The following is a 12,443-nucleotide window of genomic DNA, read 5'->3' on the forward strand; positions in this document are numbered from 1 at the left end:
CTTTGGCGTTCTGGCTCATGTCGGCCGGATTGTTTTTGTAACGCCGATGGAGGGTATCTTGTTCGATTGATTGTATACAACTCTATGGACATCCAGTCCTTACATTGCATACAGTGGCCGCACAACAAAAAACAGAGAACCCCTCACCATGACTATCCCGAAGGCGTCACCGCAGCGGCCGGAAGATGAGAATCTTGGCGTCGCCGCCAACCTGGCTTACGGCCTGCAGCATGTGCTCACCATGTACGGCGGCATCGTTGCCGTACCGTTGATCGTCGGCCAGGCGGCTGGGTTGTCGCCGGCGGATATCGGCCTGTTGATCGCCGCGTCGTTGTTTGCCGGTGGCCTGGCCACCTTGCTGCAAACCCTTGGCCTGCCGTTTTTTGGCTGCCAGTTGCCGCTGGTACAGGGCGTGTCGTTTGCCGGTGTGGCAACCATGGTGGCGATTGTCGGCAGTGATGGCGCTGGCGGGGTGCCAGCGATTCTGGGGGCGGTGATGGCGGCGTCGTTGATCGGGCTATTGATTACCCCGGTGTTCTCGCGGATCACCCAGTTTTTCCCACCGCTGGTGACCGGTATCGTGATCACCACCATCGGCCTGACCCTGATGCCCGTCGCGGCGCGGTGGGCCATGGGCGGCAACAGCCGCGCAGCCGACTTCGGCAGCATGCCGAACATCGGCCTGGCGGCGCTGACCCTGGTGCTGGTGTTGCTGCTGAGCAAGATCGGCAGTGCGACTATCTCGCGGTTGTCGATCCTGCTGGCGATGGTGATCGGCACGCTCATTGCGGTATTGCTGGGCATGGCCGACTTCTCCGGTGTCACCCAGGGGCCGATGTTCGGTTTCCCCGCGCCATTCCATTTCGGCATGCCGACCTTTCATGTGGCGGCGATCATTTCCATGTGTATCGTGGTGATGGTGACCCTGGTGGAAACCTCGGCAGATATCCTGGCGGTGGGTGAGATCATCGACACCAAGGTCGACTCCAAACGTCTCGGTAATGGCCTGCGTGCCGATATGCTGTCGAGCATGTTCGCGCCGATCTTCGGTTCGTTCACCCAAAGTGCATTCGCCCAGAACGTCGGCCTGGTGGCGGTGACGGGGGTGAAGAGTCGGTTTGTGGTGGCGACCGGTGGGCTGTTCCTGGTGATTCTCGGCCTGCTGCCCTTCATGGGGCGTGTCATTGCGGCCGTACCGACCTCGGTACTGGGCGGTGCCGGGATCGTGCTGTTCGGCACCGTGGCGGCCAGTGGTATTCGCACGCTGTCCAAGGTGGATTACCGCAACAACATGAACCTGATCATCGTCGCCACGTCCATCGGTTTCGGCATGATCCCCATCGCTGCGCCGAGTTTCTACGATCATTTTCCCAGCTGGTTCGCGACCATTTTCCACTCGGGCATCAGCTCGTCGGCGATCATGGCGATCCTGCTGAACCTGGCGTTCAACCACATCACCGCCGGTAACTCAGACCAGCAATCAGTGTTCGTGGCAGGGACGGAGCGCAGTTTGTGCTTCCAGGATGTGGCGGCCTTGCGCGAGGGGGATTACTTCAGCGGCGGCAAGTTGTTTGATGCACAGGGTCAGGAGATTCCACTGGTGGCGCAGGTGTCGAACAAAGCCGCGAGGCCGGAGACCAGCGACGTCTAGACGGTAGGAGGGGGGGCGAGCTGCAGTGGCCAGTGGGCTTGTTCAGGCAAGTTGGCTGATTGTGGCGAGCGGGCATGTTGTGGCCAGCGGACTTGCTGTGGCGAGCGGGCTTGCCCTAATGCCGTTCAGTTAAGAGTACATCGCCTTCTGTAGGAGCGAGCTTGCTCGCGAAAAACGTCAACGATAACGGGCGCCTGTGAGTTTTTCGCGAGCAAGCTCGCTCCTACAAAAAAGCCTTAACTGAACGGCATTAGGGCAAGCCCGCTCGCCACAGGGATATTCCAATTTACTGAGCGACAGCGCTAAGTGGCCCTGCACATTTTTACCTCAGCCAGCCTTGAGGGCTGTGTGCGGCGTCGAGCACGCCTCATCCAGGAACTTCACCACCGTGCCCATGCACGCCTGGCGCTCTTCCACATGGGGCATGTGGCTGGAGTCTTCAAACAGTGCCCAGCGCACATCCGCGATTTCGTCCAGGAACGGCTTGACCACCAGCGGCGTCGCCTCGTCATGCCGGCCGGAAATCACCAGGGTCGGCACCTTGATCGCCGACAGGCGGCCGATCACGTTCCAGTCCTTCAGGCTGCCAATCACGTGGAACTCGGTAGGGCCGCTCATGGCGTGGTACACCGTCGGGTCGGCATCGACCGCGGCGAAGGTGCGGGCTACCTCTTCAGGCCAGGGGTTGACCCGGCACACGTGCTGGTCATAGAAAATCCGCGAGGCGGCGAGGTATTCCGGGTCTTGGTAGGTGCCGGCGGCTTCATGCTTGAGCAGGGTTTCATGCACGCCTTCGGGCAGCAGTTTGCGCAGGCGGTTGGCTTCGCTGACCCAGGTGCGCATGCAGGTGGGCGAGTTGGCCGGGATGAAGGCGCGCAGGCCCTTGGGTTGCAGGATCGCATGCTCACTGCCGAGCATGCCGCCCCAGGATTGCCCGAGGATCGCGTAGTCATCGCTGATTTGCAGGTGGTCCAGCAGGTTGTTCAGCTCATCGAGGAACAGGCTGACGGTCCAGAAGGAGGGGTCTTTGTCGGGCAAGTGGGTGGAGCGCCCATTGCCCAGTTGATCGTAGTGGATCACGGCATGACCGCTGGCGGCGACGTCCTTGAAGGCGTCGACGTAGTCATGGGTGCAGCCGGGGCCCCCATGGATGATCACCAACGGTGTGCGGCCGGTGGTCAGGTCGCCAGTGATGCGGTACCAGGTCTGGTAAGCGCCAAAGGCCGCATACCCTTCGCGGATTTTTTCGATGAATTCCATTTCGTACCCTGCTCTGAAAAAAAGGATCAGGGACACGATAATCGGCACGCGATGTTTAGGTAACTAGCAAAACAGCTAGGTTTTGCCGAAGGTTCAGTCTTCCAGCAAGCGATAGTGGGTTGCGCGAACCACTGCCTGGACCCGGTTCTTTGCCCCTAATTTGTGCATCGCCGACGCCAGGTGCAGGGTGACCACTGCCAGGGAACGGCTCAATTGGGTGGCGATTTCGGCGGCGGTCAGGCCATCGGCGGCCCATTTCAGGCACTCGCGCTCACGTTTGGTCAGGCGAATATGCGGGTAGGCACGTAGCTCCTTGCTGAATAATGGGTAGGCCGCTTCCTGCAAGGCATGGGTAATCAGGGCGAAATCCGACAGAGTCTGCTGCGCATCCCGCAGCACCACGCTCGCCTTGCCGGTGCGCAGGCCGGTCAGCGAGGCAAAGCCGCCGCGGGGCAGGTGGATCGGCACGCTGACGCCGCAGGTCAGCTGGCGGTCATGCAGGTAAGAAGACACGGGCGCGTGGCAGGGGTCGATGATCTGCTGCAGGGCGGTCTGGGCTTTGGCGTCATAGGACCAGACAAACGGCGAAACCGTGCTCAAGGCCAAGTGCTGCACGGGGTCGATCTGGTAGAACCCTTCGCTGCACCACAAGGCATGCCAGTCGGGCGGGGTGTTGCGCAATTCCAGCACCGAGGGGGTGATGAGCTCGCCATTGAGGTCGATGGGCACCGGGGTGTAGTCATACACCAGCGCATCGAAGCCCAACTGCTGGGCGAGGTCGAACGTATTGTCCATCTGTTCATCCAGGCTCCTGCCCGGCATCAGACGGTTATTGAACGCAGTTAGCTTGGCCAGCATCCGTTCTGCTCCCGAATTCATTTGAATCTCGACTTGCGGCAAGTAGAATGCCACGCCCCGGCGAAGGACTGCCAGGCCAAACCTATAAGAAATACTAGGTTATGGACACACGGCATCCTCGGTAGTGTTGGCCTGATTAACGGCCGCTACCCGCCAGGCCGATACAACACAAGGAATGTATGCATGTGGCGTGAAATTGCCCCCGACCAGCAGTACAACGTGCAAGTCGACGGCCATAACCTCGTGGCCTACAGCTTTGGTGACGGCGATGAGGTGCTGCTGTGCCTCAACGGCGGTCCTGGCCTGCCGTGTGACTACTTGCGTGACGCCCATGGCTGGCTCAAAGACCATAACCTGCGAGTGGTTGCATTCGATCAGCTTGGCACTGGCGCTTCAGCCAGACCGACCGATGTTTCCCTGTGGGAAATCCGCCGTTATGTCGAAGAAGTCGAAACCGTGCGCCAGGCCCTGGGCCTGGGCCGTGTGCATTTGCTCGGCCATTCCTGGGGCGGCTGGCTGGCGATCGAATACGCTATCCATTACCCCGCCGCCCTGAAAAGCCTGATCCTGGAAAACACCGTCGGCGACATCCCGCACCTGTCCCAGGAACTGGAACGCCTGCGCGGCGCCCTGGGCAGCGAAACCGTGGCGATGATGCAACGCCATGAAGCCATGGGCACCCTGGACCACCCGCAGTACCAGGCGGCGATCACCTTGCTCAACTACCGTCACGTGTGTCGTCTGGACGAGTGGCCGGCACCGGTCAAGCGCTCCCTGGATGACTGGAACATGGGGCCCTACGAAACCATGCAGGGGCCGAATGAATTTCTCTATATTGGCAACCTCAAGGACTGGAACCGCATCCCCGAGATGGCCGATTTCAAGATGCCGATGCTGATCACCACCGGTCAGCATGATGAACTGACCCCGGCCTGCGCCATGCGCATGAAGCTGGCGGCTCGCCACGCCGAGCTGCATGTGTTCCCCAACAGCAGCCATATGCCCTTTTATGAAGAGCCTCACGCGTACTTCCCGGTGCTGCTGGACTTTCTTGCTCGCCATCGAGGCTGACGAATGAACCTGGCGCGCTACCGTTTTGTACTGTCCCGGCCCCTGCAATTGTTGCCGGTGCTGTTTGGCATCAGCCTGATCACCTTTGTGCTGGTACGCTCGATTCCCGGCGACCCCGCCCGCGCGCTGCTGGGCTCGCGCAGCACCCCGGACGCCTTGCTGAAAATCCGCGCGCAGTTCGGCCTCGACCAGCCGTTGTGGCTGCAATATTTCTACTTTCTCAAAAACCTGCTCAAGGGCGACCTCGGCCAATCGCTGCTGTACAAGGTCGATGCCCTGAAGCTGATCGTCACCCGCATCGAGCCGACGTTGGTGCTGGTCCTTGGCAGCGTGGTGCTGGCGCTGTTGATCGCGATACCGCTGGCGACCTTGGCGGCGCGGCATAAAGGTGGCTGGGCCGACAACCTGATCCGCGTATTCACCACGGTCGGCCTGGGCATGCCGGCATTCTGGCTGGGCTTGATGCTGATCCTGTTGCTCAGCGTGCAATGGGGCTTGTTCCCGGTGTCGGGCTACGGCCGCACCTGGCTGGACAAGGCGCACCATATGGTCCTGCCATGCCTGACCATCGCCCTGGCGTTGTCCGCGGTGCTGGTGCGCAACCTGCGGGCGAGCATGTTGATGGAGTTGCAGGCCGACCATGTCACCGCCGCCCGCGCCCGGGGGTTGTCGGAGGCTGCGGTGTTTCGCCGGCATGTGTTGCCCAATTCCCTGGTGCCGGCGGTCAACCTGCTGGCGGTGAACATCGGTTGGTTGATCAGCGGCACGGTGGTGATCGAAAGCCTGTTCGCCATTCCCGGCATCGGCCAGTTGCTGGTCCGTGGCATCTTTACCCGCGACTACATGGTGGTGCAGGGGGTGGCCATGGTGCTGGCCTGTGCGACGGTGGTGGTCAACTTTGTGGCGGATGTCGTGACCGTCGCCCTCGACCCACGGGTGAAAATGCAATGAACAGCCGCTCGTTGATTGTGCCCTGGCGCTTGCGCTTGCGGTTTGGCTTTCGCAATGGCCGGCTGACCGCCGCGTGGGGCCTGGCGATTCTGTTGGCGTGGTTTGCCTTGGCGCTGTTCGCGCCGTGGGTCGCGCCCTATGACCCGATTGCGCAGAACACGGATCTGAGCCTGCTGGGGCCAAGCCTTGCCCATCCGTTTGGCACGGACAATTATGGTCGTGACATCCTTTCGCGGGTGATCTGGGGCGCGCGCATTGACCTGCAATTGGCCATTGTCGGGGTGATTTTCCCGTTCATGATCGGCACCTTTGTCGGTGCGGTTTCCGGCTACATCGGCGGGCGTTTCGACAATTTCTGCATGCGCGTGATCGACGTGGTCCTGGCGTTCCCGTTCCTGGTATTGATGTTGGCGATCATGGCCATCCTCGGCCCGGGCTTGAAGAGTTTTTATATCGCCATGGCACTGGTGGGCTGGGTGTCGTATGCGCGGTTGATCCGCTCGCAGATCCTGGTGCTCAAGGAAAGCGACTTTGCCCTGGCGGCCAAGAGCCTGGGCTTTGGCCACGGGCGCATCCTGTTTCGGCATTTGCTGCCCAACGCCCTGTTTGGCTCGATTGTGTTTTCCATGTCTGACGCCGTGCTGGTGCTGCTCAATGGGGCGGCGGTGAGCTACCTCGGCCTGGGTGTACAACCGCCGACCGCCGAATGGGGCACCATGGTGGCCGAAGGGCAGGCCTTTATCACCACGGCCTGGTGGCTCTGCACCTTCCCGGGCCTGGCCATCGTGACCCTGGCCATGGGCTTCAGCCTGTTGGCCGACGGTGTGGCGCAAGTGCTGGGGGATCGAACATGAGCCTGCTTCAGGTACAGGACTTGAGTGTGATCGCCCATAACGCCGGGCGTGATGTCACCCTGGTCGATCGTGTGTCCTTTGACCTGGCCGAAGGTGAAATCCTCGGCCTGGTGGGTGAAAGCGGCTCGGGCAAGACGATGGCCTGTCGCGGGCTGATGCGCTTGTTGCCGTCGCCCAACCTGCGGGTGCAAGGCGGGGCCGTGCGCCTGGCCGGTCGCGATTTGTTGCAGCTGGATGACGCCGGCATGCGCGCAGTGCGTGGCGGGCAACTGGGCATGATCTTCCAGAACCCCAGCAGCCACCTCGACCCGCTGATGCGCATTGGCGAGCAGATCGCCGAGGGGATTCGCCTGCATCAAGGTGCGTCGAAGAAAGACGCGCGCCTGCAAGCCATCGACGTGCTGCGCCAGGTGGGGATTCCCGATCCCCAGGCGCGGGTCGACAACTATCCCCATGAGTTTTCCGGCGGCATGCGCCAGCGCGCGATGATCGCCGTGGCCCTGGGCTGCAACCCGCAGGTGTTGATCGCCGATGAGCCGACCACGGCCCTCGATGTGACCGTGCAGGCGCAAATCCTGCGCCTGTTGCTGGACCTGCGCGACCAGCGTGGCCTGTCGATCATCATGATCACCCACGACCTCGGCGTGGTGGCGCAGACCTGCGACTCCATCGCCGTGATGTACGCCGGTCGTCTGTGCGAGCATGGCAGCAAATACGACCTGCTGGCCCACCCCCGGCATCCTTACACCGCTGGGCTGATCGACTGCCAGCCTGCCCACAGCAGCGGGCATGCGTTGCTGCGCACCATCCCAGGCCAGCCGCCGCTGCTGGATGCGTTGCCCGCCGGGTGTCGCTTCAACCCACGCTGCCCGCAGGTCGGCGACCTATGCACCCAGCAGCAGCCTGAAGGCTCGCGTGTGGCCTGTCACTATCCTTTGGGAGATCGGCCATGAGCCTGTTGCAGGTCAAAGACCTGGAGGTGCGCTTTGCCGCGTCTGGCACTGGCGTGTTGGGTTTGAACAAGCAGTGGGTGAGGGCGGTGAACGGGGTATCGCTGAACCTGGCGGCGGGCGAGACCCTCGGCCTGGTGGGCGAATCCGGCAGCGGCAAGAGCACTCTGGGCCGTGCGATTCTGCACCTCAACCCGATCAGCGCCGGCCAAGTGTTGTTCGACGGTATTGATATGGCCCACGGCAGCGCCATCGATATCGCCCGGCTGCGCCATGAAACCGCGATGATTTTCCAGGACCCGTATGCCGCGCTGAACCCGCGCCACACCATTGGCGAAACCATTGCCGAGGTGCTGCGGGTGCAACGCAAGGTCCCCGCGCAACAGATTCCGGCTCGCGTCAACGAACTGCTCGACCTGGTCGGCCTGCGTCCCGAACTCGCCGAGCGCAAACCCGGCGCGCTCAGCGGCGGCCAGTGCCAGCGCGTGGGCATCGCCCGGGCGCTGGCGGTGGAGCCGCGCTTGATCATCGCTGATGAGTGTGTGGCGGCGCTGGATGTGTCGATCCAGGGCCAGATCATCAACCTGTTGCTGGAGCTGCAACAGCGCATGAACCTGGCGATCCTGTTCATCGCCCATGACCTGGCCATCGTGCGCCGCCTGTGCGACCGCGTGGCGGTGATGTACCTGGGCAAGATCGTCGAGGAGGGCCCGGTGGAGGCGGTGTTCACCTCGCCGCGCCATCCGTATACGGCGGCGCTGATCCAGGCGATCCCGGAGATCGATCCGCATCGGCCCTTGCCTACGGAACCCTTGCCGGGTGAGCCACCCAGCCCATTGAACGTGCCCACCGGCTGTGCGTTTCACCCGCGTTGCCGGTATGCCAAGGCCCTGTGTTCCATGGTGTTGCCGCCGACCCATTTCCTGCACGAGCATCGGTACAGTTGCGTGCTTGAAGAACCGTTGACCCTTTCTGCCGTCCATAAACAAGGAGTTATGACATGCAATCCCGCCACTTGAAGTTGCTCGCTGCTGCGACGTTAACCGCCTGGTCCCTCACTGCCGGGCTGGCCCAGGCCGCCGGCGTACTGACCATCGGTTGCCGTGAAGACAGCACCACGTTTGACCCGATCAAAAGTGCGCAGAACCGCGACACCTGGGTATTCGCCAACGTCTACGACACCCTGGTGCGTGTCGATAACCTGGGGACCAAGATGGAACCGGGGCTGGCCGAAAGCTGGGATATCTCCAAGGACGGCCTGACCTACACCTTCAAACTGCGCGAGGCGAAGTTCTCCGACGGCTCGCCGATCACCGCTGAGGATGCGGCGTTCAGCCTGTTGCGTATCCGCGACAACAAGGCTTCGCTGTGGAGCGACCCGTTCAGCCTGATCAATACGGCCAAGGCCACCGACCCCAAAACCCTGGTCGTGACGCTGAAAACCCCTGCGGTCGCCTTCCTCTCGCAACTCGCGTCGCCGACGGTATCGATCCTGTCGGAAAAAGCCATGACCAAGATGGGCGAAGACGCCTACGCGGAAAACCCGGTGACTTCCGGTGCGTTTACCGTGGACGAATGGCGCAAGGGCGATCGGGTGATCCTGAAAAAGAACCCGAACTTCTGGCAGGCCAAGAACGTGAGCCTGGATGGCGTGGAGTGGGTGTCGGTCACTGACGACAACACGCGCATGCGCATGGTGCAGAACAACGAGCTGGACACGGCGATCTTTGTACCGTTCTCCCGGGTGGAAGAGCTGAAAAAAGACAAGAACGTGGTGATCCACTCCGACCCGTCGACCCGTGAAGACCACCTGCTGATCAACCACGAGCACGGCCTGTTGGCCAAGCCGGAAGTGCGTCAGGCACTGGACATGGCCATCGATAAACAATCGCTAGTGAAGACCGCCACTTACGGTCAAGGCACCGTGGCCTATTCCTACATTCCAAAAGGCTCGCTGTACCACTACGCCAACAACCTGCAGCGCCCGTATGACCCCGCCGCCGCCAAGAAGCTGCTGGCCGATGCCGGCGCCAAGGACTTGAAGCTCAACTATGTGGTCAACGCCGGCAACGAGGCCGACGAGCAGATTGCGGTGATCATCAAGGATCAACTGGCCAAGGTCGGCGTCACCGCCAACCTACAGAAAGTCGACCCGACTCAAAGCTGGCAGATGCTGGTGGACGGTACTTACGATATTTCAGTGATGTACTGGACCAACGACATCCTCGACCCGGACCAGAAGACCACCTTCGTACTGGGCCACGACACCAACCAGAACTACATGACCCGCTACAAGAACGACCAGGTCAAGGCGCTGGTGGCCGCGGCCCGCATCGAGGCCGACCCGGCCAAGCGTGAGCAGATGTATATCGACCTGCAGAAACTGGCGAAACAGGATGTGAACTGGATCGACCTGTACTACAGCCCGTACATCAACATCTCGCGCAAGAATGTGAGCAACTTCCTGCAAAACCCACTGGGACGCTTCACCCTTGAGGAAGTGGTGAAAAACTAAGGCCCAGGGAACACCGCAATAGAAATGTGGGAGGGGGCTTGCCCCCGATGGCAGGGTGTCAGTCACTGTATCTGTGGCTTCACACCGCCATCGGGAGCAAGCCCCCTCCCACATTTGGTTTTACTGCGCGTCGAACGCCTGCCCATTGATCCCGGTACTGTCCGGCCCCATCAGGTACAGGTACACCGGCATGATTGCTTCCGGTGCCGGGTTATCCGCCGGGTTTTCCCCTGGGTACGCCTGGGCCCGCATGCTGGTGCGCGTGGCGCCTGGGTTGATGCTGTTGGCCCGTACGGGCGCAACTGTGTCGAGCTCGTCGGCCAGGGTTTGCATCAGGCCTTCAGTGGCGAATTTCGACACGCCGTAAGCCCCCCAATACGCACGGCCCTTACGCCCGACGCTGCTGGAGGTGAACACCACCGACGCATCCTGGGACAGCTTGAGCAGTGGCAGCAGCGTACTGGTCAACATGAACATGGCATTCACGTTGATGTGCATCACCCGCATGAAGTTCTCGCCGGACAACTGCTCGATCGGCGTGCGTGGGCCGATGATCGAGGCGTTGTGCAGCAGGCCGTCGAGGTGGCCGAATTCTTTTTCGATCATCGCGGCCAGCTCATCGTATTGATGGGGCAGGGCGGTCTCCAGGTTGAACGGGATGACCACCGGTTGTGGGTGGCCGGCGGCTTCGATCTCGTCATACACCTGGGCCAGGTTGGCTTCGGTCTTGCCCAGCAACAGCACGGTGGCGCCATGGGCCGCGTAGGTTTTCGCTGCCGCCGCGCCAATCCCGCGACCCGCACCGGTCACCAGGATGACCCGGCCTTTGAGCAGTTCTGGACGTGCAGAGTAATCAAACATAAAAAGCCTCGACAGAATTCAGTAGGTTGCAAACACCCACATTGGATCTTCCTTAGTCAGTAGAGCGAGTGAGCCATCAGCAACTGCACAGCGCGTTATCCAGCACCTTGCGCAGTTCCAGCGGGTGATCCACTACCACGTCCGCGCCCCAGTGACGTGGGTTGTCGTCCGGGTGGATATAGCCATAGGTCACCGCTGCAGTGCGGGTGCCGGCATCGCGGCCGGATTCGATGTCGCGCAGGTCATCGCCCACGAACAGCACGCTGGCCGGGTCCAGGTCGAGCATCTTGCACGCCAGGATCAGCGGCTCGGGGTGCGGCTTGCTGTTCGTCACGTGGTCCGGGCAGATCAGCAACGCCGACCGCTCGGCCAGGCCCAGTTGCTGCATGATCGGTTCGGCAAAGCGCACCGGCTTGTTGGTGACCACGCCCCAGATCAGCTTGGACTTCTCGATGTCTTCCAGCAGCTCGGCCATGCCGTCGAACAACGCGCTGTGAATCGCGCAGCCCTTGAGGTAGCGCTCCAGGAATTCCTGGCGCAGCTCTTCAAAGCCTGGGGATTCCGGGTCCATGGAGAAGGTCACGGCGACCATCGCCCGTGCACCGCCGGAAATTTCATCGCGGATGTGCTGGTCGTTGACCGGCGCGAGGCCGCGGTCAGCGCGCATGGCCTGGCAGATGGCGATAAAGTCTGGCGCGGTGTCCAGCAAGGTACCGTCCATATCGAAGAGAACCGCTCGCAACTTCACAGGCTCACTCCTCGCGCAGGGTCTGGATCATGTAGTTGACGTCGACGTCGCTGGCCAGCTTGTAGTGCTTGGTCAGCGGGTTGTAGGTCAGGCCGATGATGTCCTTGACGGTCAGCCCGGCCTGGCGGCTCCACGCGCCCAGTTCGGATGGGCGGATAAATTTCTTGAAGTCATGGGTGCCGCGCGGCAGCAGCTTCATGATGTATTCAGCGCCAATGATCGCGAACAGGTAAGCCTTGGGATTGCGGTTGATGGTGGAGAAGAACACCTGGCCGCCCGGCTTGACCATGCGGAAGCAGGCGCGGATCACCGAGGACGGGTCCGGCACGTGTTCCAGCATCTCAAGGCAAGTGACCACGTCGAACTGCTCGGGCAACTCGTCGGCCAGGGCTTCGGCAGTGATCTGGCGGTATTCCACGCTCACCCCGGACTCCAGCTGGTGCAACTGGGCCACGGCCAGCGGCGCTTCGCCCATGTCGATACCCATCACGGTCGCGCCGCGCTGGGCCATGGCTTCACTGAGGATGCCGCCACCGCAACCGACATCCAGCACCTTCTTGCCGGCCAGGTTGACGCGCTCGTCAATCCAGTTGACCCGCAGGGGGTTGATGTCGTGCAGGGGCTTGAACTCGCTTTCGCGGTCCCACCAGCGGTGCGCCAAGGCTTCGAATTTGGCGATTTCGGCGTGGTCAACGTTGCTCATGGTGCATCCTCTAAAACGGAT

General features: G+C 61.6%; 12 protein-coding genes. 7 read left to right on the forward strand and 5 right to left on the reverse strand.

The annotated features are described in order from the left end of the window. The first annotated feature begins 148 nt into the window (after positions 1-148). The gene (locus tag A7317_RS07810) at positions 149-1,651 is read left to right on the forward strand and encodes a nucleobase:cation symporter-2 family protein (protein WP_024074138.1); all 1,503 of its coding nucleotides are present in this window, start codon (positions 149-151) and stop codon (positions 1,649-1,651) included. 327 nt (positions 1,652-1,978) lie between these two features. Here the strand turns inward: A7317_RS07810 and A7317_RS07815 are convergent, their stop codons facing one another. Next, the gene (locus A7317_RS07815) at positions 1,979-2,911 is read right to left on the reverse strand and encodes a proline iminopeptidase-family hydrolase (RefSeq protein ID WP_024074139.1); all 933 of its coding nucleotides are present in this window, start codon (positions 2,909-2,911) and stop codon (positions 1,979-1,981) included. Between the two features lie 93 nt (positions 2,912-3,004). After that, positions 3,005-3,769, reverse strand: coding sequence for a LuxR family transcriptional regulator (locus tag A7317_RS07820; RefSeq protein ID WP_024074140.1), 765 nt, complete (start codon positions 3,767-3,769; stop codon positions 3,005-3,007). 183 nt (positions 3,770-3,952) lie between these two features. Here A7317_RS07820 and A7317_RS07825 point away from each other — a divergent pair, with 183 nt between their 5' ends. From A7317_RS07825 to A7317_RS07850, 6 genes are read left to right on the forward strand one after another with little or no spacing between them, the layout of a single operon-like run. Then, the gene (locus tag A7317_RS07825; RefSeq protein WP_024074141.1) at positions 3,953-4,840 is read left to right on the forward strand and encodes a proline iminopeptidase-family hydrolase; all 888 of its coding nucleotides are present in this window, start codon (positions 3,953-3,955) and stop codon (positions 4,838-4,840) included. A 3-nt stretch (positions 4,841-4,843) separates the two neighbouring features. Beyond that, complete coding sequence (locus tag A7317_RS07830) at positions 4,844-5,791, forward strand: ABC transporter permease (protein WP_024074142.1); 948 nt, start codon at positions 4,844-4,846, stop codon at positions 5,789-5,791. Beyond that, positions 5,788-6,645 (forward strand): ABC transporter permease, encoded by an 858-nt coding sequence (locus A7317_RS07835; protein ID WP_069075509.1) that lies wholly within the window; start codon positions 5,788-5,790, stop codon positions 6,643-6,645. The genes A7317_RS07830 and A7317_RS07835 overlap by 4 nt, the downstream gene beginning before the upstream one ends. Beyond that, on the forward strand, positions 6,642-7,598 hold the full coding sequence (locus A7317_RS07840) for an ABC transporter ATP-binding protein (protein WP_069075510.1): 957 nt from the start codon (positions 6,642-6,644) through the stop codon (positions 7,596-7,598). Before A7317_RS07835 ends, A7317_RS07840 begins: the two co-directional genes overlap by 4 nt. Then, positions 7,595-8,614, forward strand: a complete 1,020-nt coding sequence (locus A7317_RS07845; protein WP_069075511.1) for an ABC transporter ATP-binding protein — start codon at positions 7,595-7,597, stop codon at positions 8,612-8,614. Before A7317_RS07840 ends, A7317_RS07845 begins: the two co-directional genes overlap by 4 nt. Next, on the forward strand, positions 8,596-10,110 hold the full coding sequence (locus A7317_RS07850) for an ABC transporter substrate-binding protein (RefSeq protein ID WP_024074146.1): 1,515 nt from the start codon (positions 8,596-8,598) through the stop codon (positions 10,108-10,110). Before A7317_RS07845 ends, A7317_RS07850 begins: the two co-directional genes overlap by 19 nt. A 120-nt stretch (positions 10,111-10,230) precedes the next feature. On the opposite strand, the gene A7317_RS07855 is transcribed toward A7317_RS07850, so the two are convergent. From A7317_RS07855 to ubiG, 3 genes are all read right to left on the reverse strand, one after another. Continuing rightward, entirely contained in the window at positions 10,231-10,971 is a 741-nt protein-coding gene (locus A7317_RS07855) for a YciK family oxidoreductase (RefSeq protein WP_024074147.1), read from the reverse strand. 76 nt (positions 10,972-11,047) lie between these two features. Continuing rightward, positions 11,048-11,719 carry an N-acetylmuramic acid 6-phosphate phosphatase MupP gene (gene mupP / locus A7317_RS07860; protein ID WP_069075512.1) on the reverse strand — a complete coding sequence of 224 codons (672 nt, stop codon included), beginning with the start codon at positions 11,717-11,719 and terminating at the stop codon, positions 11,048-11,050. A gap of 4 nt (positions 11,720-11,723) precedes the next feature. Continuing rightward, positions 11,724-12,422, reverse strand: a complete 699-nt coding sequence (gene ubiG / locus A7317_RS07865; RefSeq protein ID WP_024074149.1) for a bifunctional 2-polyprenyl-6-hydroxyphenol methylase/3-demethylubiquinol 3-O-methyltransferase UbiG — start codon at positions 12,420-12,422, stop codon at positions 11,724-11,726. Positions 12,423-12,443: the final 21 nt, after the last annotated feature.

This window comes from Pseudomonas fluorescens, assembly GCF_001708445.1.
Classification (GTDB): domain Bacteria; phylum Pseudomonadota; class Gammaproteobacteria; order Pseudomonadales; family Pseudomonadaceae; genus Aquipseudomonas; species Aquipseudomonas gorinensis.

What these genes read in the sequence shown, in the direction of transcription:
- A7317_RS07810 (WP_024074138.1), top strand. Translation starts at nt 149, where the DNA reads ATGACTATCCCGAAGGCGTCACCGCAGCGGCCGGAAGATGAGAATCTT.
- A7317_RS07815 (WP_024074139.1), bottom strand. Translation starts at nt 2,911, where the DNA reads ATGGAATTCATCGAAAAAATCCGCGAAGGGTATGCGGCCTTTGGCGCT.
- A7317_RS07820 (WP_024074140.1), bottom strand. Translation starts at nt 3,769, where the DNA reads ATGCTGGCCAAGCTAACTGCGTTCAATAACCGTCTGATGCCGGGCAGG.
- A7317_RS07825 (WP_024074141.1), top strand. Translation starts at nt 3,953, where the DNA reads ATGTGGCGTGAAATTGCCCCCGACCAGCAGTACAACGTGCAAGTCGAC.
- A7317_RS07830 (WP_024074142.1), top strand. Translation starts at nt 4,844, where the DNA reads ATGAACCTGGCGCGCTACCGTTTTGTACTGTCCCGGCCCCTGCAATTG.
- A7317_RS07835 (WP_069075509.1), top strand. Translation starts at nt 5,788, where the DNA reads ATGAACAGCCGCTCGTTGATTGTGCCCTGGCGCTTGCGCTTGCGGTTT.
- A7317_RS07840 (WP_069075510.1), top strand. Translation starts at nt 6,642, where the DNA reads ATGAGCCTGCTTCAGGTACAGGACTTGAGTGTGATCGCCCATAACGCC.
- A7317_RS07845 (WP_069075511.1), top strand. Translation starts at nt 7,595, where the DNA reads ATGAGCCTGTTGCAGGTCAAAGACCTGGAGGTGCGCTTTGCCGCGTCT.
- A7317_RS07850 (WP_024074146.1), top strand. Translation starts at nt 8,596, where the DNA reads ATGCAATCCCGCCACTTGAAGTTGCTCGCTGCTGCGACGTTAACCGCC.
- A7317_RS07855 (WP_024074147.1), bottom strand. Translation starts at nt 10,971, where the DNA reads ATGTTTGATTACTCTGCACGTCCAGAACTGCTCAAAGGCCGGGTCATC.
- ubiG (WP_024074149.1), bottom strand. Translation starts at nt 12,422, where the DNA reads ATGAGCAACGTTGACCACGCCGAAATCGCCAAATTCGAAGCCTTGGCG.